This window comes from Sinorhizobium prairiense, from assembly GCF_029201645.2.
GTDB lineage: Bacteria > Pseudomonadota > Alphaproteobacteria > Rhizobiales > Rhizobiaceae > Sinorhizobium > Sinorhizobium meliloti_A.
Genome location: NZ_CP104131.1, coordinates 2,806,886 through 2,829,128, shown reverse-complemented (window position 1 = coordinate 2,829,128; position 22,243 = coordinate 2,806,886). Strand labels below are relative to the sequence as shown.

Sequence of the window (22,243 nt, the reverse complement as noted above, 5' to 3'; positions counted from 1 at the left end):
CGCCCCGGCCTAACTCTTCCTGCCCATGAGACAGAAGAAGAATCCGTCGGTTCCGGTCGATGCCGGCGTCAGCGTCACGGTCTTCATATCGGCGGACCAGGGCTGCGCCTTGTCGGTGCCGAAGAGCGCCGCCCAGTTGTCGGCGGCCGAGAGGACCTCGAATTCCGGATTGTCCTCGCAGAAGCCGTAGACCTGCGCCTCGTTCTCCTCCGGAAGGACGGAACAGGTGACGTATATCAGATGTCCGCCGGGGCGCACGAACTGGGCGGCACCGGCAAGCGCCTCCTCCTGCTGGGCCAATCGCTCCTCGAGGTTCTTCTGCGTCAGGCGCCATTTCGTGTCGGGGCGCCGCCGCCAGGTTCCGGTCCCGGTGCATGGCGCATCGACAAGCACGCGATCGACCCGCCCTATGAGCGATGCGAGCGACTCGGTCGACTCGTGCACCTGCACGTTGCGGGTGCCGGCACGCTTCAGCCGCTCGATAATGGGCGCCAGCCGTTTGCGGTCGGCGTCGTAAGCGTGGACCTGGCCCTTATTGTTCATCGCCGCCGACATGGCCAGCGTCTTGCCGCCGCCGCCGGCGCAATAATCGAGCACCTGCTCGCCCTCGCCGGGCAAGGCGAGGTCTGCGACAATCTGCGACCCCTCGTCCTGCACCTCGAACCAACCCTTCTGGAACGAGATTTCCGCCGTTACGTTCGGCAGGCGCGAAGCGCCCTCGCCGGCGGGAATGCGCACGCCATGCCGGGCAATCGCCGCGGGCTCGGCGCCGCTGCGCTCCAGCGCCTTCAGCACCTTTTCGCGCGTCGCCTTCAGCGTGTTGACGCGCAGATCGAGAGTCGGCCGGCCGGCAAGAGCCTTCGCCTCGGCGAGCCAGTCGTCGGAGAAATTCTCTTCGAACGAGGCCTGCGTCCATTCCGGAATATCGCCCTGCACATGCAGGGGAGCATCTTCGAGCCGTCGCTGAGCGAAGGCCTTCATCATCGCTTCCGAAGGCGCTTCGGGCGCGAACCGGTCGTCGGCAAGTTCCGCTGCAAGCGTGTCGGCGCGATAGTCCCATTGCCGGTACATGACCGCATGGCCGAGGGCTACCGGGGTGTCGCTATCCATGAGAAAGGCGTGGGAGAGTTTCATCCGCAGGGCATCATAGACGATGTTGCCGATGGCGGCGCGGTCGCCGGAGCCGGCGAAGCGGTGGGACAGGCCCCAATCCTTGAGGGCATCGGCGACGGGTCGCCTGCGCTTTTCGATATCGTCAAGAACCTCGATGGCTCCGGAGAGCCTTCCGCCCAATCGCATCTTCGATGAACTCCTTTTTCGCCGTGGTAGCGGCGATGACATCGAAGAGCAAGACGGCGGCCGCATTATGTAAGGGGCGCGACCGGCCCTTGCAGTCTGGCTCGCCCGAGATGAATCGAGCGAAACCTGCGCATCGTCAGGAGTTGACGACGGTGTAACAGATGCTGGCGGTACCGGAGCGGATCATGCCGATCTTGGAGGCAGCCGCCTTGGAAAGATCGATCACCCGGCCGCGAATGAACGGACCGCGATCATTGATCCGGACGACGACGGACTTGCCGTTGCGCTTGTTGGTCACCTGGACCTTCGTGCCGAATTTCAGTTTGCGATGCGCGGCGGTCAGGTGCGCGGCATTCATTCTTTCGCCGGAGGCCGTTTTGGACGAAAGCGCGTACCAGGATGCTCCCCCGCAGCCAGCGCCTGCTGCCTGACTTTCCGATGCCGAGACCAAGCCCATCCCGACGGTGAATAGTGCTGCCGCGGCAGCAGTCTTGATTTTCGCTGGCGTCAAGCGATGCCCCCTTCGGTTTGAAAAATTCGTCAGTTCCCTTTGTTGATCGAGCTAATTGAGGTGAAACATGGCAAAAACGTGCTTCAACCGTTAAGTTTTCATTAGGAATGTCTGAAGTCTGATCGATTTTAAAAATAACCAACAGATTGAATTAGTTTAGAATGGCGAGGGAAGTTCTTTGGAATCAGCCACTAAGCGCTGCTGGCGGCGCTCCGGGCCGCGCAGCGACGCCTCCCGGAAATAAAATCATTAAAAATTTCGCTTTGCATGAAAAGTCGGGAATCGCGACCGTTGAATTCATGCTACTAGCGCCAGGGTTGTGGAAAATGGCGAAGTATAGACCGAATAATGACAGCATAATCGTGTCAAGGCGATTCGCGTGAAATCAATACTTTCAAACTGCATCCGACTTGCTTGTGTTCGCGCGCGATATTCTGATCGGCCTTGACGAAATAGGTGCTTAATTCCGGTTCCAGGTTCCTGATGTCCACAGCTGTGCAAGCGAAACGCGATAGTTGGGGAACTCCGGATCGAAGCCCGCCTGGCGCAGTCGCGCATTGGAGACGCGCTTGTTCTCGCCGTAGAAAGAACGGGCCATGGGGGACATATCTGCGGTTTCGAACGGGATCTCGGGCGGCGGTTCGACGCCCATCAGCCGGGCGGCTTCCTGGACCACGTCCTCTGGCGGCGCCGGCTCGTCGTCGGTCACGTTGAAGATGCCGCTCACGCCGCGCTTTGCGAGAAAGGCGCTCGCCGCGCCGATATCTTCGACGCGGATACGGTTGAAGACCTGGTTCGGCTTGATGACGCGGCGCGCCGTCCCCTCAGCGAGGTTGCGGAAGGCATTGCGGCCCGGGCCGTAGATGCCGGCGAGCCGCAGCACTGCCACCGGAATGTCGTGCTGCGCACCGTGCTCGAGCCAGGCGTTTTCGGCTTCCACACGCTCGAGCGAGCGCTGCGAGACCGGGTTGAGCGGCGTATCCTCGGTGACCCAGGCGCCGCCGTGATCGCCATAGACGCCGACCGTGGAGAGATAGCCCACCCACTCCAGCCGCGGCAGAAGGTCGGCAAGCGGCGGCGTTCCGGCGCGAAACAAGGGGTCGCCATCGCGGCCCGGCGCAATCGACTGAACGAGGTGGGTGGTCTCCCTCATCGCATCCTCGAGCTCGTCCGATATTTCCGTGCCGTCGAAGAGGATCGGGCGGATACCGGCAGCCTGCAGACGGGCGAGCTTTTCTGCGGACCGGGTGGTGCCGGTCACGGACGTCGCCAGGGGAGAGAGCGCGCTCGCGATCGCCGTGCCGGAATAGCCGGCACCAAGGATCAGGACATTCATCGGTTCACTCCCGCCATTTGCCATTCCGCAAGAACCTCGTCATCGGTTTCAGGCCCGCATTGCCGGGCGAAGACCGCCAGATCGGCGGATGAAATCAGTCGCGAAAGCGCCCAGACCGCCATCCCCCTGACCGTGGGCGACGCATCGGCGGCCAGCGCCTTGCAGACCTCTGTCAGGCTCTTCTCACCGGAATTTCCGGCGGCGATCAAGGCATTTCGGACGAAACGATCACGCCCGATGCGCTTTACCGGCGATCCGGAAAAGAAGGCCCGGAAACCTGTGTCGTCGAGCGTCAGCAGGAAGGAGAGCTCCGGTTTCTTGAGATCATCTCGCGCCTGGAGCTTCATTTCCGATGCCGAGCGCGCGAACTTGTTCCAGGGACAGGCGGCGAGACAGTCGTCGCAGCCATAAATGCGGTTACCGATCAGCGGCCGTAACTCAGGCGCAATCGATCCCTTGTGCTCGATCGTGAGATAGGAGATGCAGCGTCGCGCGTCGATGCGATAGGGCGCCGGAAAGGCATCGGTCGGACAGGCGTCGAGGCAGGCCCGGCAAGAGCCGCAATGGTCGCGCTCCGGCTCGTCCAGTTCCAGTTCGGCTGTCGTGAAGAGGCTGCCGAGAAAGAGCCAGGAGCCGAATTCGCGGCTGACCAGATTGGTGTGTTTGCCCTGCCAGCCAATGCCGGCCTTTTCCGCAAGCGGCTTCTCCATGACGGGGGCGGTGTCGACGAAGACCTTCACGTCCTCGCCCGCCCGCGCGGCAAAGCGCGTGGCGATCTCTTTCAGCCGGCCCTTGACCACGTCGTGATAGTCTCGATTGCGGGCATAGACGGAGATCGCGCCGCGATCGCGTCTGGCGAGGACGTCGCGCGGGTCGTCCTCGGGAGCGTAATTCATGCCGAAGAGGACGATCGAGCGCACTTCGCTCCAGAGGACGCGCGGATCGGATCGGCGCTCGGCTGTCTCGGCGAGCCAGTTCATCGTACCATGAGCGCCGGCAGCCAGGAACTGCCTCAGCCGCTCGGGCGCGTGGGGTATGGCGTCCGGATGGGTGATGCGACAGATGTCGAATCCCTTGGCCGCGGCTTCCTCTTTCAGGAAGGCGGTGAGGGTCCGTCGTTTCCTGCCCTGGTTCTCCGCTTTTGCAGCGTCGCCGGGCATGATCTGGTCCTTAAAAGTCGAGATCCGCATAATGTGAGACCGGGGTCACGCCGCGCACCCGCTCGGCGAGCAGAGGCCGGAAGGACGGGCGCGACTTTAGCCGCTGGTACCATTCCTTGGCGCTCGGCGCATCGGACCAGTCGATCTCTCCGAGATAGTCGAGCACGGAAATCGCCGCGGCCGCGGCGAGATCCCCATAGGAGATGCGATCGCCGGCAAGCCAGGGGCGCGATCCGGCGAGCCACGAGAGATACTTCATATGCTGGCGGATATTGCTGCGCGAGGTGCGGAGAATTTTCGAATCCGGCGCACCGCCGCCCTGGTCCGGGGTCATCTGCAGCTTGAAGATGCGCTCGCGCACGAGCGGGCGCGTCACGTCGGCTTCCATCTTCTGCAGGAACCATTCGGTGAGGCGGCGGATTTCGGCGCGCTGAAACGGGTCCTCGGCAAGAAGGCGGCGGTCGCGCTTCATGATGCCGCTGGTCTCGTCGAGATATTCGGAGATGATCGTGGCGCCGCAGAGCGCGCGCATGCTGTCATCGACATAGACCGGCAGAGTGCCGGCAGGATTCAGCGTCAGGAAGTCGCGCCGGTTCTCCCATGGCTGCTCTTCGCTCAGTTCCGTCTGATAGCCATATTCTGAGAGAATAAGGCGTACGAACCGCGAAGCTGGGGACATGGGGTGATGATACAGTGTCGGCATCGATGATCAGATTGCAGCTGTTTTCGGGGATATCGGCGTCGCGGCATATGCAACTGGCCACGGCTCGTTACAACGAGCTATAGGTAGTTGCGGTGGCAAACACAAGAGAATCGACTTTCTCCTCCCACATCCAATTATATCAGGAATAGCTTTTACATGGCGGATCAATCGATCATAAGCGCGCTCGTCCTCGGCCTCATCGAAGGGCTGACGGAGTTCATCCCGGTCTCGTCGACGGCGCATGTGCTGCTTGCCGGACACTTCCTCGGGTTCAAATCGCCGGGAAACACCTTTGCCGTTCTGATCCAGCTCGGCGCCATATTGGCGATCCTGCTCGTCTATTTCCAGAAGCTGCTGGCGATCGCGCTCGCCCTTCCGACGAGCGTCAAGGCCCGCCGTTTCGTCTTCTCGGTTCTCCTCGCCTTCCTGCCGGCGGCGCTTATCGGTGCTGCCGCGCATGGATTCATCAAGTCGGTGCTTTTCGAGACGCCGATGCTCATCTGCGTCGTGCTGATCGTCGGCGGCGTCATTCTTTATGCGATCGACCGGCTCCCTTTGACGCCTCGCTACACCGACGTGTTCGACTATCCGCCTTCGCTCGCGCTGAAGATCGGCCTCTTCCAGTGTCTCGCCATGATCCCGGGGACGTCGCGTTCCGGCGCGACCATTGCCGGGGCCCTGCTGATGGGGACCGACAAGCGCTCCGCGGCTGAATTTTCCTTTTCCTCGCCATGCCCACCATGGTCGGAGCTTTTGCGCTCGATCTCTACAAGAACCGCGATGCGCTCTCCTTCGACGATGTCGGCCTGATCGCGGCCGGTTTCATCGCTGCATTCATCGCCGGAATTTTCGTGGTGCGTTCGCTGCTCGACTTCGTCTCGCATCGCGGCTTTACGCCCTTTGCGATCTGGCGCATCCTCGTCGGGACCGCCGGGCTGGTCGGCCTGTGGCTGCTCGGATAACACAGTCCGGAAACATAAAGCCGGATGCGTCTCTTTCGAAACGCACCCGGCTCCTGGCCCCCGCCAAAACTCAACATGCCCGGCTCGAAGCCGAGGCGAAAATGTCCGGCTTACTCGCCGGCAAACCCGATCGACGCCGTCGTGCACGGGTTGACACCGTAGGCCGGCGTGCAGCCCTTGTCGCTGCTAGCCCCGGTGCCGGGTGCCATGAACGAGCCAGCCAGAATGATCAGTGCCGCAGACGCAAAAAAGATTGCGATCGACTTGCCCATGGGACGTTATGCCTTTCGAGTGAGATGTCTGCACCGGCGTCGCTCGCCGAGCAGTCAGTGCGAGCGGTGTTTATTCTGCGACCATGTCATGATCAATATCAGTGCGAGCTGAATCTGCGGTAAACGAGATTCGGATTTTCGACTGCGGCAGAACTGCAACGCTGTTGCCGGATGGGCACAGCGGGGGCCGCAAAAAAGCCGCCGGCGGAGCCGGCGGCTTGAATGTGTTCGGTGTGATGCGACCGCTCAGGCGGCGCGGCCGCTGCGCGTGTATTGCCCGTGTGGGCGATAGCGTACGAGATAAGTCGGCAGAATCGACTCGAGCATTGTCGGCTCGATGCCGATACCGGCAAGCGTGCGGCCTTCCGCCTCGGCCTTTGCCGAGACGACATTGTCCGATTTCAGCAACACCACCTGGTCGGCGGTGAGCGGCGGCGTGATGAACGGCACGAGCGAGGCGACGCTGCCCATCAGCGAGGCGATGCCGAAGGGCAGCGACACGAAGGAGCGCTTGCGGTCGATCGTCTTCAGCATGATATCGAGACATTCGCGGAAGGAGAGCACCTGCGGCCCGCCGAGCTCGTAGATCGTCCCACCGGTCAGCTTGCCGTCGACGGAGCGGGCCACGGCCTCGGCAACGTCGGTGACGTAAACCGGCTGAAACCTGGTTTTGCCGCCGCCGATGAGCGGCAGGACCGGCGAGAATCGGGCCATTTCGGCGAACTTGTTGAAAAATCCGTCTTCAGGCCCGAAGATGATCGACGGGCGGAGGATCACCGCGGCCGGAAGCGTTTCGAGGATCGCAGCCTCGGCGCGCCCCTTTGTCCGGGCATAGCTCGATTGGGAGCTCGCGTCGGCGCCGATCGCCGAGATATGGGTGAGCGTGGCGCCCGTCGCCCGAGCCGCCTCGGCGACCGCCCGCGCGCCGAAATCCTGGACCGCCTCGAAGGTGTTGCGGCCACTTTCGAAGAGCACGCCGACGCAGTTGATCACATGGTCGGCACCGTCGACAGCGCGATCGACCGACTTGCGGTAGCGCAGATTGGCCTGAACGAAAGAGATTTGCCCGACATTGCCGAGCGGTTGCAGGTGGCCGGCGAGATCCGGACGGCGAACAGCGACGCGAATGCGGTAGCCGCGTTTGGCGAGCGCGCGCACCACATGACGGCCGACAAATCCGGATCCGCCGAAAATCGTCACCAGCGGCGGAAGGTTGGACAAGGTCATGAGAAACGCACTCCTGATGTCAATGGTAGAATTGCTTGCTACATAGCCCAAGCGTCGAGCGAGGTGAAGGCCAATCCGCGCGCGTCGGAGGCGTGCCCCGATGCGCCGCGGGACTTCGCCTCAAACGCCTTCAACGACCACCATTTCGGCATCGGCGACTTCCTGGCGGATGGCCGCGGCAATCTGGTATTCGGGCGAATTGTAACAGTCGACGGCCGCCTGCAGCGAGGGGAATTCGATGACGACGTTGCGGGTGCGAGCGGCACCTTCGAGCCGATGGAACTCGCCGCCGCGCGCAAGGAAGGTCGCGCCGTATTTTTCGAAGGCGGGCTTCGCCGCTGCCACGTAATCCTTATAGCGTTCGGGGTCCCTTATATCGACCCGAGCGATCCAGTATCCTTTGGCCATGATGAACTCCTCGTCTTTCACGACATGCAGACGGGATGGTTACTTCCGGCAAAATGAGCCTCAGGTCAAGCAGGCCCGAACCGCGCCGGAGCGCTATACGGCGGATCGACGGGAGAGGGCGCTCTCCATTTCGGCCAGGATCGCGCGGCCTGCTGCGAGAGGGTCGGGCGCGGCAACGATCGGCCGCCCGACGACGAGGTGGCTCGAGCCGGCGCGAAGCGCATCGGCCGGCGTCATCACCCGCTTCTGGTCGCCTTTTTCCGCGCCGGCCGGGCGGATGCCCGGCGTCACCAGCGCCATGTCGCCGCCGATGATCTTGCGCACGGCGGCGGCCTCCTCCGCCGAGCAGACGATGCCCCCCATGCCGGCGGCGCGGGCCTGTTCCGCGCGGCGCAAGACCAGGCTGTGCGGATCATATTCATAACCGGCATCGATGACGTCCTGTTCGTCCATCGAGGTGAGCACCGTCACGCCAAGCAGGCAGAGGTTCGAGCCTCGTGCCGCTTCGACGGCCGATTTCATCGCCTTCGGATAGGCGTGCAGCGTCAGCATCGACACGCCCATCTTGACGATGTTCTCCACGCCCTTGGCCACCGTGTTGTCGATGTCGAGCAGCTTCATGTCGAGGAAGACCTGCTTGCCGCCTGCAGCGAGGTCGCGCGCGAAGTCGAGGCCGCCGGCGAAGGCCAGTTGATAGCCGATCTTATAGAAGAGGACTTCCTCGCCGAGCGTCGAGACGATTTTCTCGGCCTCGGTCACCGTTGGAAGATCAAGGCCGACGATCAGCCGGTCGCGCGCGCTTGTGCTCATATCGAGATCACCCCTGCCAGAACTCCATCGGCGTCCAGTCGCATGTGACGGCGCGATCCGCAAGACGGAAGGCGAAGAGATTGCCGCCGCCCGGCGGTTGATCGGCGCTACGGGCGATCGCCGTGCCCGTCATCCGGCATTTGAGCAGCGTACCGACACCGCCATGGCCGATGAAGGCGATGGGTACCGCCGGATCGTGCCGGTCGAGGACCTGGAAGACGGCCCTTGAGATTCGCGCCTGGGCGTCGACGGCACGCTCCCAGCCCTTGAAGCTCTCTTCGGGTCGGGCAAAGAACCGATCGGCCGCCTTCTCGAACTCCTCCGGCGGCAGAAAGCCGGTCGCGGAACGATCGTTCTCGCCCATCTCCTCGTCAGTTTCGACCGGGATGCCGGCAGCGTCGGCCAGGAACCGCGCCGTTTCGATCGCCTTCTTCTCGCCACTGGCGACGATGCGTCCGAGCGAACGGACCCATGGCTGTTTCGCCGTGGCGCGCATGCGTTCTTCGCCGAGTTCGGACAGGCTCCATTGTGGCACGGAGACGGCGGGATCGATTCTGACCTGCGGATGGGTGAGATAGATGCCGAACACCGGAGGTGACGCCGTCAGTGCGTCTTGCGGTAGATCCACAGCTGCGCCGGCGGAATGTTGCGCACGACGAAGTCGAAATGCTGGATTCGGTAGCGGTCCGGCATGGCGACGACCGGCGACATCGGACCGTAGGAGATCTGAACGACCGGGCGGCCGAAGGGAATGCGCGAGAGCAGGTCTTCGATGAGTTCGACGCGGCGATGCATAGGGAAATTCAACAGCGGCACGGCGGAAATGACGCTGTCGAACTGCTGATCCTTGAAGGCCCCAAGCGTCCGGGAAAGATCGAAGGCGTCGCCGTTGATGAAATGCACGCCGTCGAAATGCGCCTTGAGCTGATTGTAGAACTCGGTCGAGTATTCGATGGAAACCAGCTTTTCAGGCTCTATGCCGCGCTCGAGGATCGCCTTGGTGATCACCCCGGTGCCGGGGCCAAGCTCGAGGACCGGCAGACCGGATTCCGGATCGACTATGCTGGCCATGCGGCGTGCGGTGATGGCGGATGTCGGGAGGATCGCGCCGACCGCACGAGTATTGCTCATCCAGCCCTTGAAGAAGCGGATCTCTTCGTCGAATTTCCGACCGAATTTTTCCTTCACCCTCAAGCGCAAGCTCATCGAATCCCCTCACAGTATGATTTGCAGTTGCGCTCTTATCGTGATTCGTGCGGCTGCGTGAGCGCTTATTCATAATGTGCTTCCATCTGCGGCAAAAACAAGTCCGACTGCGTCTAGAAACGACAGATCATGAACGATGCGCGACGGTTGAACTCGAAATCCGGTACGGTCTGAAAGCTTGAATTAGTTGAACTAGAAGTTAGCGTCCATTTTTCAGCAAAACGACACATTTTGCTTCTTATACGGGATTCCCGTATTGTGCCAACATGGAAGACCGGTTCGATCCTCGGAAAGACGCCGCCAATCGCGAGAAACATAAACTATCGTTGGCCTTTGGCCTGCGTATTTTCGACGACGGGGATCACTTGATCATCCCCTCCATTCGCGAGATCGACGGCGAGGAACGGTTCAAGGTGGTCGGGGTCGTCGGCGAGAGGCTGTTCACCGGCGTGTTCGTTTGGCGGATGATTTACCCCGGTTCATATCTGTGAGAAGGAGCAACAAGGGTGAAGAACGAGCATATTACGTCCCCTCCTGATCCGGCCGATGCGGAAGATTTCGACGTGACGGCCGAAGCAATGAATCGCGGCCAGCGGGCTCGCCTGATTCGCAAGACAAGGACCGCGCTTGGTTTGTCGCAATCGGAGTTCGCAAATCGCTTTCGCGTTCCCGTTGGTACGCTGCGGGACTGGGAGCAAGCACGCGCCACTGCTCCGGATTTTGCCGTTGCTTATGTGCGCGTGATCGCGCAGCACCCCGATTTGGTTGCGCAGGCCGTCGCGTGAGCGCGCCTCTGGAATTCGATTAAGCGCGGTGCTGCGGCCTGTTTGATTTCCTCATCCCTGTGCGCGTCATAGGGATCCAGCCAGACCAAGTCCTTGGGCTGAAAGAACATTTCCCCGCGCCGCCGACCCGGCGCTGCTCTCATCTGTGTGACAAGCACAGAGACGAGAGCAGAGGAGAGAGTGCAGTCCTCCGATACGTTTCCTACAGCGTTGCGCGTCTTATCAGACGCGCAACGGTCGTTTTAGCACTTCGATCTGCTGCATGTTTTTGTCCTTGATCGGCAACGATCAAAGGAACCATGCAGTACGCCGCGCAGTCGGTACTCAAGGAATTCAAGCGCATCGAGCCATGCGTGCCGACAAAACCGACCAGAGCTTCAACGCCATTATCCATCTCGCAGCGGCCGTCATAAACTCAAGATGAATCTCAACGCGCCTTAGACTCGCATCGGCATCAGCACGTAGAGCGCATCCTCCGCGGCAAGATCGCGCACGAGCGTCGGCGAACCGGGATCGGCCAGCAGGAAGACCGCCTCGCTGCCGGTCAGTTGCCCGGTGATGTCGAGCAGATATTTGGCGTTGAACCCGATCTCCAGCGGATCGCTTTCGTAGCCGACCGGCAGTTCTTCGGTGGCGCTGCCGGAATCCGGATTGTTCACGGTCAGCGTCATCTGGCCGTCGGCGAGCGCAAGCTTCACGGCGCGGCCGCGTTCGGAAGAGATCGTGGAGACACGGTCGACGGCCTGCGAGAAGGACTGGCAATCGACGCGCAGTTCCTTGTCGTTGCTGGCGGGGATCACGCGCTGATAGTCGGGGAAGGTTCCGTCGATCAGCTTCGACGTCATGACGATGGAGCCGATCGTGAGGCGGATCTTCGCGTCCGAGACTTCGACCGTCACCACCACGTCCGGATTGTCGAGCAGCTTCTGCAGCTCGCTCACGGTCTTGCGCGGAATGATGATGCCGGGCATGCCCTCGGAGCCCGAGGGCGCTTCGACATCCGCACGGGCGAGCCGGTGGCCGTCGGTCGCGACGGCGCGCAGCTTCAGGTCGCCGTTGCTCTCGACCGTGTGCACGAAGATGCCGTTCAAATAGTAGCGTGTCTCTTCCGTCGAGATGGCGAACTGGGTGCGGTCGATCAGCATCTTCAGATCGGGCGCTTTCAGGCGGAAGGAGTGCGAGAACGTGCCGGCGGTCAGATCGGGAAAATCCGACTGCGGCAGGCACTGCAGCGAAAACTTGGAGCGGCCGGAGGCGACCGTCATCGCCGTGCCTTCCGCATTGGTGACCAGCAGCACCTCCGAGCCGTCCGGCAGCTTGCGGACGATGTCGTAGAGCAGATGCGCCGGAACGGTGGTGGCGCCGGCCTGTTCCACCTGCGCCGGCGTCGCCTCGGTGATCTCCAGGTCGAGGTCGGTCGCCTTCATTTCGAGGCTGGCGCCGTCGGAGCGCAGGAGCACGTTCGAAAGGATCGGGATGGTGTTTCGCCGTTCGACCACGCGGTGGACATGGTTCAGCGATTTCAAAAGGTTGGACCGCTCGAGAGTAATACGCATGGATGCTACCGCTTTCAACCATTGCCGCGCGGGCGAGGGGACCGCCGCGGCGTCAACTGCGTGCCCGGCCGCTCGGCCGGAAGGATGTGGACCGGCAAAATGGCAGAAAGAGAGCCGCAAAAGCAAGGGGTTTTGAGGCCTCTTCCCCAAATGCGAGACTGCATGCGCGGCCCGCCCTTGCCCCGGGCTCCCCGCTCACTCATAAAGGGCGCGAACCCGGCTTGGCCGGAATGGTCGATCGGAATGATCGGGCCGGGAGTGATTGGGAAGGCGGCGTTGCAAAAGCAGCAATCCACGGATGCATCCGAAAAGGAACGGCGGCGCGGTTTTCGCCTGCACGATATCAACATTCCTGCGCGCCCGCTGGAGCCGTGCCTTTATCTCGTGGCAACGCCGATCGGCAATCTCGGCGACATCACGCTGAGAGCCCTAGAGACGCTTGCGGGGGCCGATGTGCTCGCCTGCGAGGACACGCGGGTGACGCGGGTGCTGCTGGACCGCTACGGTATCGTCAATCGGCCCACCGCCTATCACGAGCACAATGCCGCCGAGGCGGGGCCGCGGCTGCTTGCAGCACTCGGTGATGGGAAATCGGTGGCGCTCGTCTCCGATGCCGGTACGCCGCTCGTCTCCGATCCGGGCTACCGCCTGGCGCAGCAGGCGGTCGAGGCGGGATACCGGGTCGTTCCCATACCTGGCCCCTCGGCGCCGCTTGCGGCCCTCGTCGGCTCCGGCCTGCCGAGCGATGCCTTCCTCTTCGCAGGCTTTCTGCCGGTGAAGGACAAGGCGAAGCGCGACCGGCTCGCCGAACTCTCGTCCGTTCCCGCCACTCTCATCTTCTTCGAATCCCCGCATCGCATTGCCGCGACCGTCACTGCTGCCGCGCAGGTCCTCGGCGCAGACAGGAGGGCGGCCGTCTGCCGCGAACTGACCAAGACCTTCGAGGAGTTCCGCCGCGGAACGCTCGGCGAACTCGCGGCGAGTTACGACGAAAGCGCCAATGTGAAAGGCGAGATCGTCCTCGTGATCGGTCCGCCGGAGGCAAAGCCCCAGCCGGAGGCGGCCGACGTCGACGCTTTGCTCAAGGAACTCGCCCGCGACCTGCCGATGGGCAAGGCCGCGACCGAGGCGGCGCGCCGCACGGGGCTGGCGCGCAAGGAGCTTTACGACCGGCTCCTTCATCTCAAGGATAGCGATGAAGGCTGAGCGACCGGACACCCGCAAGCTGAAGGCGCTGAAGCGGGGCCACATCGCCGAATACCGCGCCGCACTCTGCCTGATGCTCAAGGGCTATCGCATCGTTGCCATGCGCTATCGCACCAGGCTCGGCGAGATCGACATCATCGCCCGGCGCGGCGACCTGGTCGCCTGCGTCGAAGTAAAGGCCCGGATGAGCCTGGACGATGCGGTCTTCGCCGTGACCGACACGGCGCAGCGGCGCATCCGAGCGGCAAGCGATCTCTGGCTGTCGCGTCAGGGCGATTTCCACCGCCTGTCGGTGCGATACGACATTGTCGCCGTAGCGCCGTGGCGTTGGCCGCGACACCTGCCGGACGCCTTTTGATAGCCGGGAGCGGCAGGAGCCTTCTTGCCTAACCACGGCACGCATTCTACATCTTGCGGGCATTTCGGCGGTGCCGCCTCGTCGCGAAGACGAGGGGCGGAGCATCGCGTCGAATTGCCGTATAATTCGATTTCTGACCGGCGCCGGTCGAAGGAACTATGCGCATCGTGGATCCAATCGGGAACGGGAAAATGGCAGGAATCGTCAATGTCGGGGTCCAGATGGACCATGTTTCGGGCATCACCATTGCGGGCGATTCGACCTTCGCGATGAGCCTGGAGGCGCAGGCCCGAGGCTACCGCCTGTTCCACTACACGCCCGAAAAGCTGTCGCTCCGGGACGGCAGGGTCTATGCGACCGCGCAGCAGATGCGGTTGCGCGACGTCAAGGGCGACCACTTCACCCTCGGCGAAGAGGAGCGGATCGATCTTTCGACCATGGACGTCATCCTGCTTCGCCAGGATCCGCCATTCGACATGGCCTATATCACTTCGACGCATCTGCTCGAACGGCTGCACCCGAAGACCCTGGTCGTCAACGATCCGGCCTGGGTCAGGAACTCGCCTGAGAAGATCTTCGTGACCGAATTTCCGGATCTGATGCCCAAGACCCTGATCACTCGCGACCCGGACGAGATCGCCCGCTTCCGCCAGGAGATGGGCGACATCATCCTGAAACCGCTCTACGGCAATGGCGGCGCCGGCGTGTTCCACTCCGCCCGTGACGACCGCAATTTCTCGTCGCTCCTCGAAATGTTCGCGCAGATGTTCCGCGAGCCCTATATCGCCCAGGAATATCTGCCGGCGGTGCGCAAGGGCGACAAGCGCATCCTGCTCGTCGACGGCGAACCGGTCGGAGCGATCAATCGCGTTCCGGCCGAGCACGATTCGCGCTCCAACATGCATGTGGGTGGGCGCGCGGAGGCAACCGACCTGACGGCGCGCGAGCGGGAGATCTGCAACCGCATCGGCCCGGCGCTGAAGGAACGCGGCTTCCTCTTCGTCGGAATCGACGTGATCGGCGATTACCTGACCGAGATCAACGTCACTTCGCCGACCGGCATCCGCGAGGTGAAGAAGTTCGGCGGTGCCGATGTCGCAAGCCTGCTCTGGGACGCGATCGAGAAGAAGCGCGCCTGATCTTTACGGGCCGCCACTCTCGCTGTTGATGTTCTATTATTGTTCTTGTTTTCAAGCGTATTCCGTGCAAGATGTACCGTTACAACCGACTTTGGTTGTGACGGCGTGTGTGGGCCGCCGTGCTGGAGCGGGATTGCGGAAGGACGATGAGCCTCCGCGCTCCGCTCGAAATCAGGGGGCAGTATGGTCGCGCGCGTCAGCACGGTTGCGTTTCAGGGTATCGAGGGCGTTCCGGTCGACGTCCAGGTGATGGTTGCACCCGGCAAGGTCGGTATGCAGATCGTCGGACTGCCGGACAAGGCGGTGGCCGAAAGCCGCGAGCGCGTCCAGGCGGCGCTTCATGCATCGGGACTGGCGCTTCCCGCCAAGCGGGTGACCGTCAATCTGGCGCCGGCGGACCTACCGAAAGAAGGAAGCCATTTCGATCTCGCCATCGCGCTCGGCTTGATGGCGGCGCTCGGCGCTGTGCCTGCGGACGCGCTGTCCGGCTATGTCGTCATCGGCGAACTCAATCTCGACGGCACCATCGCAGCCGTCGCCGGCGCGCTGCCGGCGGCGATCGGCGCGAATGCGCTCGGCAAGGGACTGATCTGCCCGGCGGAAAGCGGGCCCGAGGCGGCCTGGGCCGGATCGGAAATCGATATTCTCGCCCCGCGCAGCCTGATCGCCATCGCCAATCACTTCCGCGGCACGCAGGTGCTCTCCCGCCCCGAGCCGGCGGTCCGGGCGGCCGCTGAGGGCCTTCCCGATCTTGCCGACATCAAGGGCCAGGAAAGCGCCAAGCGGGCGCTGGAGGTCGCGGCGGCGGGCAATCACAATCTGCTAACGTTGTGCTACATTAATCACGGTCGCTCGTTTCTTGAAAGGCGTTCCAAAACGGCTAGAGTCGATGCGAGTTCAGCCTTCAAGCGTTGAATATCAAAATCTACTACAAGAAGCTCCCGTCCCGCGAGGGTAAGAAATGCATCTAGGACCGCGTCAGAGTGGCGCGCCAATTGCGCCAAGTGCGGACCGCTCGGACCGTGCTCACCGGCCAGCCAGTTGGTAACGGTGCGCTCTCCGGCTCCGGTCCAGCGGATGACGGTTTTCACGGCCTGATGCGTTGCGCCCAAGTCGCTGCGCAGCGCCGAGGCAACGCACTTGGCATAGGTCGCACTGGCTGATTCTGCGCCAACGTTACCTACGGAACTTATGCCTGTTTTCAGCAACATCTTTCCGCCTCCCATCGGTATATTGAACAAGGCGAGGAACGTGGCTGGGATTCTCTGGCTTTTACCGGCCTGTACCCGCAAACAGAGTCCAATTCATGGCTGGATGAGGTGGGACCTTCGAATGGCGACATACCTTCACTCAGCGGACCTGAGGTCGGACGCCTCCGGGCCGCGCAGTATGTGCGCATGTCTACCGAGCACCAGAAATACTCGACCGAAAACCAGTCGGACGCGATCTGCAGCTTTGCTGCCCAGCACGGCTTCACCATCGTACGCACCTATACCGACGCTGGGCGCAGCGGGCTGAACATCGAAGGGCGGTCCGGTCTTCGGCAGTTGATAGAGGACATCGAAGGGGGCCATGCGGATTTCGCGGTTGTGCTCGTCTACGACGTGAGCCGCTGGGGTCGCTTCCAGGACGCCGACGAAAGCGCCTTCTACGAATACCGATGCCGCCGCGCGGGTGTTCGCGTTGAATATTGCGCCGAGCAATTCGAGAATGACGGTAGCATCGGGTCGGATGTTCAGAAGGTCGTGAAGCGGCGAATGGCCGCCGAGTATAGCCGCGAGCTGTCTGTGAAGGTGTTCGCCGGGCAGTGCCGGCTAATCGAGATGGGGTATCGGCAAGGCGGTGCGCCTGGTTTCGGCCTGCGGCGGGAACTGCGCGACGAACAGGGTCGCCCTAAGGGCCTGCTTGGACCGGGCGAACGCAAAAGCATCCAGACGGACCGCGTGGTGCTAGTTCCGGGGCCCTCCGAGGAGGTCGCGATCGTGCGGTGGATATATCGGCGGTTTGTCGAGGACCGCTGCGACGAGCTTGAAATTGCCGCACAACTGAACGAGCGCGGCGTTTTGACCGATCTCGGGCGTTCCTGGACGCGGGGAACGGTACACCAGATACTCATCAACGAGAAATACATCGGCAACAATGTCTGGAATCGCATTTCGTTCAAGCTGAAGCAGCGGCGCGTCGCCAACGATCCGTCGATGTGGGTGCGCGCGAATGAGGCCTTTCAAAGCATTGTTGAGCCAGAGATATTCGATGCCGCCCGCGCGATTATCCAAGCCAGATCGCGTCACCTGTCGAACGACGAGATGCTGGAACTGCTGCGCGGGCTCTTCCAGCGTACAGGCCTCCTGTCTGGCCTTATTATCGACGAGGTCGAGGGTTGCCCGTCGAGCAGCGCGTACCAGCATCGCTTCGGCGGGCTGCTAAAGGCTTACGCCTTGGTCGGATTCTCGCCTGATCGCGACTACCGCTATATTGAGGTGAACCGGACGCTCCGCCGTCTGCATCCTGATATTGTCGCGGAGACTATCGACGGAATCGAACGGGCAGGCGGAAAGGTTGAGAAAGACCCGCTTACGGAAATCCTGACCATCAATAGCGAATTCACGGCGTCGCTAGCGGTTGTGCGCTGCTTTCAGACGGCAGCCGGCGCGCTGCGCTGGAAAGTGCGGCTCGATCGGGGCCTGCTGCCGGACATAACCGTTGCTGTGCGCATGGATCGCGAGAATCGCCGCGCCCGCGACTACCTGCTCCTGCCCGGATTCGACATGGACCAGCACGTGCTGCGGCTGGGCGAAGATAATGGCATCTGGCTTGATGCTTACCGTTTCGACACGCTGACGCCACTCTTTGAGCTGGCCGAGCGCATTGCGCTTGGGGAGGTCGCCTGATGTCCGAAGAAACACCCTCAAGGCAAATCGAGGTGATTCCAGTGAGTCGCGTGACGGTTCTGAACCCGCGCGTGCGAAACCGAAAAGCATTTCAAGACATCGTGGCCAGCATTGCCGAAGTGGGCCTGAAACGGCCGATTACGGTAACGCGGCGGGATGGACCAGACGGCCCGCGTTATGATCTCGTCTGCGGCCAGGGACGGCTAGAAGCGTTTCAGCAGCTAGGGCAGCGGGAAATCCCCGCCTTCGTCATCGACGCCAATCCGCAGGTTTGTCTGATCAAGAGCCTAGTCGAAAACTGCGCTAGACGGCTGCATCGTGCCATCGATCTTGTGCACGATATCGGCGGGATGAAGGAGCGCGGTTACTCCGATACGGAAATCGCGCGAAAGACGGGCCTTTCTGCAGAGTATGTCAGGGGTGTTGCCCGGCTGCTGCAGCAGGGTGAGCAGCGACTTTTGCGGGCGGTCGAAGCCGGTCATGTTCCCGTCAGTGTGGCCGTCGAGATTGCCAATTCCGACGACGTCGGTGTGCAGGAGGCGCTTCAGCAGGCGTACGAGACGAATGTTCTGCGCGGGCGCAAGTTGTTGGTCGTCAAGCGTCTGGTCGAAAGCCGTCGCCGTCGCGGCAAGAGCCTCAGCAACGCCACGAAATCCAAGTCCCACCTGTCGTCGGATGCGCTGGTCAAGGCGTATCAAGAAGACACGGACCGCAAGCGTTTGCTGATCCGCAAGGCCGATGCGACGCGGAGCCGCTTGATCTTCATTACCCACGCCATGCGCGAGTTGCTACACGACGACGACTTTGCAGAATTGCTGAAAGCCGAGGGCCTGCACACGGTTCCAAAGAAGCTGGCGACGCGGATGGAGCGGCAGGAGCTGTTGCGATGAACCGGATGACGCCGCCCCAGCCTGTGGCAGTCGGCTTTGAGCGGGAAACTCAGACGATTGCGATTTCCGACATCACGCCGCTGCGTATGGTGACGGACGCTCTGAAGAAGACCCAGAAGTACGGGCAAATCCGCTCATCGGTCCAGCAAACCGGGCTGGTTGAACCGCCTGCCGTCGCCCGCGATCGCAGGGAGCCCGGAAAGTATCTGCTGGTAGACGGCCATTTGCGGATCGCCGCCTTGCAGGAGATGGGCATCACCGAAGTTGATTGTCTGATCGCCACCGACGATGAGGCTTACACGTACAACAAACGCGTCAACCGGCTTGCCATCGTCCAGGAGCACCAGATGATCCTAAACGCGATTGAGCGTGGTGTACCAGAAGCCGTCATCGCCAAAGTCCTGAACGTCAACGTTTCGAACATTCGAAGCAAGCGGCGGCTTTTGGTTGGTATCTGTCCGGAAGCAGTGGAACTGCTGAAGGATAAACATGTGCCAATGAACACATTCAAGGAACTGCGAAAGATGAAGCCGCTGCGGCAGATCGAAGCGGCTCAACTCATGGTCGCCATGAACAAGTATTCGGTAACATACGCAAAGTCGCTCGTCGGCGCGACGCCGCCTTCGCAGCTTGTCGATTCCGCGAATCCGAAGAAGGTCGGCAGTCTTTCCGATGAGCAAATTGCGCTGATGGAACAGGAGTCGGAGAAGCTCGACCGCGAATTCCGACTGTTGGAGGAAACTTATGGCAATGACCACCTCGATCTCGTCATTGCCACTGGCTACATAAAGCGCCTAATCGACAACGTTCATGTAGTCCGCTATTTGGCGCAGCAGTTTCCCGAACTGCTTATGGAGTTCCAGAGGATTACCGCGGGGCACGAAGCTCCGCATTAGCACGGTAATAGTCAGTACGCAGGCGGATGCCACGTGCTGATGGTCGGCCCGCCCGGGTCGGGCAAGTCGATGCTTGCGGCGCGGCTCCCCTCCATCCTGCCGCCGCTTTCGCCCGCCGAACTGCTCGAAGTCTCGATGATCCATTCGATCGCCGGGCAATTGCCGGGCGGCAAGCTTTCGGACCGCCGGCCCTTCCGCGCGCCGCACCATTCCGCCACCATGGCGGCGCTGATCGGCGGCAGCTTCCGCGCGAAGCCGGGAGAGGCGTCGCTCGCCCATAACGGCGTGCTCTTTCTCGACGAGCTTCCGGAATTTGCTCCACAGACGCTCGACGCTCTGCGCCAGCCGCTCGAAACCGCCACCTGCATCATCGCGCGCGCCAATCATCGCGTCACCTATCCGGCGGCGATCCAGCTCATTGCCGCCATGAACCCCTGCCGCTGCGGCATGGCCGGCGAGCCGGGCCGGAGCTGCGCCCGCGGGCCGCGCTGCATGGCCGATTATCAGGCGCGGATCTCCGGGCCGCTGATGGATCGCATCGATATCCGCGTCGACGTCCCGGCCGTCAGCGCCGCCGACTTGATCCGCCCCGGCACATCCGAGCCGAGCGCCGCCGTCGCCCGCCGCGTCGCCCGCGCCCGCGAGCTGCAGAGAGACCGCTTCGCCGGCCTCGGTCATCCCGAGCTGACGAGCAACGCCCGCTCATCGACGACGATGATCGAAAAGATCGCCGAGCCCGACGCCGCCGGCCTGCAGCTTCTGCGCGACGCGGCGGAGAAGATGAAATTTTCGGCGCGCGGCTACCACCGGGTGCTGAAGGTCGCCCGCACCCTCGCCGACCTCGACGAGGCGCCGACGGTCGGCCGCATCCATCTCGCCGAAGCGATCTCCTACAGGGTGGCGGGAGAGAGACTGCCCGTCGCCGCGTAAGGGGCCGACGTCGATGGAAAAAGCCGTCACCCTATGGGCGGGAGAGGCCGGGTCAGGGGCCGAAAGTTCGATTTGATTTCATTTCGACGGAGAAGAAGGGAGCTGCGGGTTTGCCGCGAGTCCCTTCGCCCCGCCTGCGGGGAGAAGGTGGCCGGCAGGCCGATCAGGGGCGCTCGCCGGCACCTCCGGCGCTACGCTCCCAATCCCTCGAACAGCACCGTCGAAAGATATCGTTCGGCAAAGGACGGTATGATCACGACGATATTCTTGCCGGCATTTTCCCCGCGCTGTCCCACCTCTATCGCCGCCTGGAGCGCGGCACCGGCGGAGATGCCGACCGGCACGCCTTCGAGTCTTGCGACGAGCCGCGCCGCCTCTATGGCCTCGCCGGCATTTACCGTGACGACTTCGTCATAGACGCTCGTGTCAAGGATCGCCGGTGCGAAACCCGCGCCGATACCCTGGATCTTGTGCGGACCCGGGGCGCCGCCGGAAAGGATAGGGGATTCTTCGGGCTCGACGGCGATCACCTTGACCGACGGCTTGCGGGCTTTAAGCACCTGGCCGGCACCGGTGATGGTGCCGCCGGTGCCGATGCCGGACACGAGGATGTCGACTGCGCCTTCCGTGTCGTTCCAGATCTCCTCGGCGGTGGTCTTGCGGTGGATTTCCGGATTGGCCGGGTTTTCGAACTGCTGCGGAATGATCGCGTCGGGCAGCGTCTCGGTGAGTTCCTGGGCCTTGGCGATTGCGCCCTTCATGCCCTTGGCGCCTTCCGTCAGCACCAGTTCGGCGCCGAGAAGCGTCAGCATCTTGCGGCGCTCGACCGACATCGTCTCGGGCATGGTGAGGATCAGCCTGTAGCCCTTGGCGGCCGCGACGAAGGCGAGTGCTATGCCCGTATTGCCCGAAGTCGGCTCTACCAGCGTCGTGCGGCCGGGCGTGATCTTCCCTTGCGCCTCGAGCGATTCGATCATCGCGACGCCGATGCGGTCCTTGACGGAGCCGATCGGGTTGAAGAATTCGAGCTTGGCGAGCAGGTTCGCCTTCACGCCCTTTTCCTTGGCGAGCTTGTCCAGCCGCACGATGGGAGTGTCGCCGATCGTTTCGGTGATCGAAGAAAAGACGCGGCCGCGGCCGGGCTTGCGCGCTTCAGGCATAGGTTTCTCCCTTCGTTTTTTAAATCGTCGCTGCGACAATAGGAGCTATGCGCGCTTGCTTCCAGAGCGGGAAAGCCCTGGATCGATGATGCTGAAGGAAAAAACCGTTGAGAAGCGGCCGGCGGGGAATCTTTTTCAGGTCGCGCGGGTCGCGATGTAGGCGGCCGTTCCGGCGAGAATGCCCGCCGCGGCCCGGTTCAGGACCTTCAGCGCCTGCGGCTCTTTCAGGAGCGAGCGGGCGCGGGCCGCAAGCAGCATATAGGGCAGCAGCACGGCAAGAAGCACGAGGAAAGTCGCGACGAGCAGCAGGCCGTAGTCGCGGATCCCTATCGAGGCGAGGTCGATCAGCGTCGGAACGAGCGCCACGTAGAAAAGCATCGTCTTCGGATTGCCGAGCGTGACCGTCAGGCCCGAGAGGAAGGAGAGCGCCGCACTCGTCGACTTCCGCGCCTCGATGTTCTGCGACAGGAGCCCGGCCGTCCAGAGCTTCCAGGCGGCAGGTGTACCGCAATCTGCCGCCGAGGAAAATCCGGGTGTC

Annotated in this window: 21 protein-coding genes and 4 pseudogenes; 11 read left to right on the top strand and 14 right to left on the bottom strand. The window is 62.4% G+C overall.

Annotation, left to right across the window (positions count from 1 at the left end; all coding sequences use genetic code 11):
- Positions 1–9: 9 nt before the first annotated feature.
- From N0Q91_RS16355 to N0Q91_RS16335, 5 genes are all read right to left on the bottom strand, one after another.
- Entirely contained in the window at positions 10–1,299 is a 1,290-nt protein-coding gene (locus tag N0Q91_RS16355) for an RsmB/NOP family class I SAM-dependent RNA methyltransferase (protein ID WP_275596932.1), read from the bottom strand.
- Positions 1,300–1,435: 136 nt separating this feature from the next.
- Positions 1,436–1,810, bottom strand: a complete 375-nt coding sequence (locus N0Q91_RS16350) for a septal ring lytic transglycosylase RlpA family protein (RefSeq protein WP_003529787.1) — start codon at positions 1,808–1,810, stop codon at positions 1,436–1,438.
- Between the two features lie 460 nt (positions 1,811–2,270).
- A complete protein-coding gene (locus N0Q91_RS16345) occupies positions 2,271–3,146 on the bottom strand; it encodes an SDR family oxidoreductase (RefSeq protein ID WP_275596931.1) in 876 nt (291 codons plus the stop codon).
- Positions 3,143–4,306 carry a tRNA epoxyqueuosine(34) reductase QueG gene (gene queG, locus N0Q91_RS16340; protein WP_275596930.1) on the bottom strand — a complete coding sequence of 388 codons (1,164 nt, stop codon included), beginning with the start codon at positions 4,304–4,306 and terminating at the stop codon, positions 3,143–3,145. The genes N0Q91_RS16345 and queG overlap by 4 nt, the downstream gene beginning before the upstream one ends.
- A gap of 10 nt (positions 4,307–4,316) precedes the next feature.
- Positions 4,317–5,009 carry a glutathione S-transferase family protein gene (locus N0Q91_RS16335; RefSeq protein WP_018093934.1) on the bottom strand — a complete coding sequence of 231 codons (693 nt, stop codon included), beginning with the start codon at positions 5,007–5,009 and terminating at the stop codon, positions 4,317–4,319.
- A 156-nt stretch (positions 5,010–5,165) separates the two neighbouring features.
- Here N0Q91_RS16335 and N0Q91_RS16330 point away from each other — a divergent pair.
- Positions 5,166–5,971 (top strand): annotated as a pseudogene (locus N0Q91_RS16330) (undecaprenyl-diphosphate phosphatase).
- 110 nt (positions 5,972–6,081) lie between these two features.
- On the opposite strand, the gene N0Q91_RS16325 reads toward N0Q91_RS16330, so the two are convergent.
- From N0Q91_RS16325 to pmtA, 6 genes are all read right to left on the bottom strand, one after another.
- Positions 6,082–6,243, bottom strand: coding sequence for a hypothetical protein (locus N0Q91_RS16325; RefSeq protein ID WP_100669808.1), 162 nt, complete (start codon positions 6,241–6,243; stop codon positions 6,082–6,084).
- Between the two features lie 246 nt (positions 6,244–6,489).
- Positions 6,490–7,470 (bottom strand): complex I NDUFA9 subunit family protein, encoded by a 981-nt coding sequence (locus N0Q91_RS16320; protein WP_100669807.1) that lies wholly within the window; start codon positions 7,468–7,470, stop codon positions 6,490–6,492.
- A 120-nt stretch (positions 7,471–7,590) separates the two neighbouring features.
- On the bottom strand, positions 7,591–7,878 hold the full coding sequence (locus N0Q91_RS16315) for a DUF1330 domain-containing protein (RefSeq protein ID WP_100670036.1): 288 nt from the start codon (positions 7,876–7,878) through the stop codon (positions 7,591–7,593).
- A gap of 93 nt (positions 7,879–7,971) precedes the next feature.
- Positions 7,972–8,688, bottom strand: coding sequence for an orotidine-5'-phosphate decarboxylase (gene pyrF / locus N0Q91_RS16310; protein WP_275596929.1), 717 nt, complete (start codon positions 8,686–8,688; stop codon positions 7,972–7,974).
- A gap of 7 nt (positions 8,689–8,695) precedes the next feature.
- Positions 8,696–9,277 (bottom strand): histidine phosphatase family protein, encoded by a 582-nt coding sequence (locus N0Q91_RS16305; RefSeq protein ID WP_275598145.1) that lies wholly within the window; start codon positions 9,275–9,277, stop codon positions 8,696–8,698.
- Positions 9,278–9,291: 14 nt separating this feature from the next.
- Entirely contained in the window at positions 9,292–9,894 is a 603-nt protein-coding gene (gene pmtA / locus N0Q91_RS16300; RefSeq protein WP_100669804.1) for a phospholipid N-methyltransferase PmtA, read from the bottom strand.
- Between the two features lie 266 nt (positions 9,895–10,160).
- On the opposite strand from pmtA, the gene N0Q91_RS16295 reads away from it, so the two are divergent.
- Together N0Q91_RS16295 and N0Q91_RS16290 are read left to right on the top strand one after the other, a co-directional pair.
- The gene (locus tag N0Q91_RS16295) at positions 10,161–10,385 is read left to right on the top strand and encodes a BrnT family toxin (protein WP_410177256.1); all 225 of its coding nucleotides are present in this window, start codon (positions 10,161–10,163) and stop codon (positions 10,383–10,385) included.
- Between the two features lie 15 nt (positions 10,386–10,400).
- Positions 10,401–10,679, top strand: a complete 279-nt coding sequence (locus N0Q91_RS16290; RefSeq protein WP_275596928.1) for a helix-turn-helix domain-containing protein — start codon at positions 10,401–10,403, stop codon at positions 10,677–10,679.
- 437 nt (positions 10,680–11,116) lie between these two features.
- Here N0Q91_RS16290 and dnaN read toward each other — a convergent pair whose 3' ends face one another.
- Positions 11,117–12,235 (bottom strand): DNA polymerase III subunit beta, encoded by a 1,119-nt coding sequence (gene dnaN / locus N0Q91_RS16285; protein WP_100669803.1) that lies wholly within the window; start codon positions 12,233–12,235, stop codon positions 11,117–11,119.
- Between the two features lie 243 nt (positions 12,236–12,478).
- Here dnaN and rsmI point away from each other — a divergent pair, with 243 nt between their 5' ends.
- The 8 genes and pseudogenes from rsmI to N0Q91_RS16245 all read left to right on the top strand — a co-directional run.
- Positions 12,479–13,441: a 16S rRNA (cytidine(1402)-2'-O)-methyltransferase gene (gene rsmI, locus N0Q91_RS16280; RefSeq protein WP_275596927.1), complete on the top strand. Its 963-nt coding sequence runs from the start codon at positions 12,479–12,481 to the stop codon at positions 13,439–13,441.
- A complete protein-coding gene (locus N0Q91_RS16275; protein WP_018093945.1) occupies positions 13,431–13,799 on the top strand; it encodes a YraN family protein in 369 nt (122 codons plus the stop codon). The genes rsmI and N0Q91_RS16275 overlap by 11 nt, the downstream gene beginning before the upstream one ends.
- 191 nt (positions 13,800–13,990) lie before the next feature.
- Positions 13,991–14,938 carry a glutathione synthase gene (gene gshB / locus N0Q91_RS16270; RefSeq protein WP_026168508.1) on the top strand — a complete coding sequence of 316 codons (948 nt, stop codon included), beginning with the start codon at positions 13,991–13,993 and terminating at the stop codon, positions 14,936–14,938.
- 183 nt (positions 14,939–15,121) lie between these two features.
- A pseudogene (locus tag N0Q91_RS16265) lies at positions 15,122–15,808 on the top strand (magnesium chelatase domain-containing protein); the annotation flags it as partial.
- A 449-nt stretch (positions 15,809–16,257) separates the two neighbouring features.
- The gene (locus N0Q91_RS16260; protein WP_448131174.1) at positions 16,258–17,829 is read left to right on the top strand and encodes a recombinase family protein; all 1,572 of its coding nucleotides are present in this window, start codon (positions 16,258–16,260) and stop codon (positions 17,827–17,829) included.
- Positions 17,829–18,719, top strand: a complete 891-nt coding sequence (locus N0Q91_RS16255; protein ID WP_275596926.1) for a plasmid partitioning protein RepB C-terminal domain-containing protein — start codon at positions 17,829–17,831, stop codon at positions 18,717–18,719. Before N0Q91_RS16260 ends, N0Q91_RS16255 begins: the two co-directional genes overlap by 1 nt.
- Positions 18,716–19,615, top strand: coding sequence for a plasmid partitioning protein RepB C-terminal domain-containing protein (locus N0Q91_RS16250; protein ID WP_275596925.1), 900 nt, complete (start codon positions 18,716–18,718; stop codon positions 19,613–19,615). Before N0Q91_RS16255 ends, N0Q91_RS16250 begins: the two co-directional genes overlap by 4 nt.
- Positions 19,616–19,633: 18 nt before the next feature.
- Positions 19,634–20,545: pseudogene (locus N0Q91_RS16245) on the top strand (YifB family Mg chelatase-like AAA ATPase); the annotation flags it as partial.
- A 191-nt stretch (positions 20,546–20,736) separates the two neighbouring features.
- Here N0Q91_RS16245 and cysK read toward each other — a convergent pair.
- On the bottom strand, positions 20,737–21,705 hold the full coding sequence (gene cysK, locus N0Q91_RS16240; protein WP_275596924.1) for a cysteine synthase A: 969 nt from the start codon (positions 21,703–21,705) through the stop codon (positions 20,737–20,739).
- Between the two features lie 135 nt (positions 21,706–21,840).
- Positions 21,841–22,200 (bottom strand): annotated as a pseudogene (locus tag N0Q91_RS16235) (LysE family translocator); the annotation flags it as partial.
- Positions 22,201–22,243: the final 43 nt, after the last annotated feature.

What these genes read in the sequence shown, in the direction of transcription:
- N0Q91_RS16355 (WP_275596932.1), bottom strand. Translation starts at nt 1,299, where the DNA reads ATGCGATTGGGCGGAAGGCTCTCCGGAGCCATCGAGGTTCTTGACGAT.
- N0Q91_RS16345 (WP_275596931.1), bottom strand. Translation starts at nt 3,146, where the DNA reads ATGAATGTCCTGATCCTTGGTGCCGGCTATTCCGGCACGGCGATCGCG.
- queG (WP_275596930.1), bottom strand. Translation starts at nt 4,306, where the DNA reads ATGCCCGGCGACGCTGCAAAAGCGGAGAACCAGGGCAGGAAACGACGG.
- N0Q91_RS16335 (WP_018093934.1), bottom strand. Translation starts at nt 5,009, where the DNA reads ATGCCGACACTGTATCATCACCCCATGTCCCCAGCTTCGCGGTTCGTA.
- N0Q91_RS16325 (WP_100669808.1), bottom strand. Translation starts at nt 6,243, where the DNA reads ATGGGCAAGTCGATCGCAATCTTTTTTGCGTCTGCGGCACTGATCATT.
- N0Q91_RS16320 (WP_100669807.1), bottom strand. Translation starts at nt 7,470, where the DNA reads ATGACCTTGTCCAACCTTCCGCCGCTGGTGACGATTTTCGGCGGATCC.
- N0Q91_RS16315 (WP_100670036.1), bottom strand. Translation starts at nt 7,878, where the DNA reads ATGGCCAAAGGATACTGGATCGCTCGGGTCGATATAAGGGACCCCGAA.
- pyrF (WP_275596929.1), bottom strand. Translation starts at nt 8,688, where the DNA reads ATGAGCACAAGCGCGCGCGACCGGCTGATCGTCGGCCTTGATCTTCCA.
- pmtA (WP_100669804.1), bottom strand. Translation starts at nt 9,894, where the DNA reads ATGAGCTTGCGCTTGAGGGTGAAGGAAAAATTCGGTCGGAAATTCGAC.
- N0Q91_RS16295 (WP_410177256.1), top strand. Translation starts at nt 10,161, where the DNA reads ATGGAAGACCGGTTCGATCCTCGGAAAGACGCCGCCAATCGCGAGAAA.
- dnaN (WP_100669803.1), bottom strand. Translation starts at nt 12,235, where the DNA reads ATGCGTATTACTCTCGAGCGGTCCAACCTTTTGAAATCGCTGAACCAT.
- rsmI (WP_275596927.1), top strand. Translation starts at nt 12,479, where the DNA reads ATGATCGGGCCGGGAGTGATTGGGAAGGCGGCGTTGCAAAAGCAGCAA.
- N0Q91_RS16275 (WP_018093945.1), top strand. Translation starts at nt 13,431, where the DNA reads ATGAAGGCTGAGCGACCGGACACCCGCAAGCTGAAGGCGCTGAAGCGG.
- gshB (WP_026168508.1), top strand. Translation starts at nt 13,991, where the DNA reads ATGGCAGGAATCGTCAATGTCGGGGTCCAGATGGACCATGTTTCGGGC.
- N0Q91_RS16255 (WP_275596926.1), top strand. Translation starts at nt 17,829, where the DNA reads ATGTCCGAAGAAACACCCTCAAGGCAAATCGAGGTGATTCCAGTGAGT.
- N0Q91_RS16250 (WP_275596925.1), top strand. Translation starts at nt 18,716, where the DNA reads ATGAACCGGATGACGCCGCCCCAGCCTGTGGCAGTCGGCTTTGAGCGG.
- cysK (WP_275596924.1), bottom strand. Translation starts at nt 21,705, where the DNA reads ATGCCTGAAGCGCGCAAGCCCGGCCGCGGCCGCGTCTTTTCTTCGATC.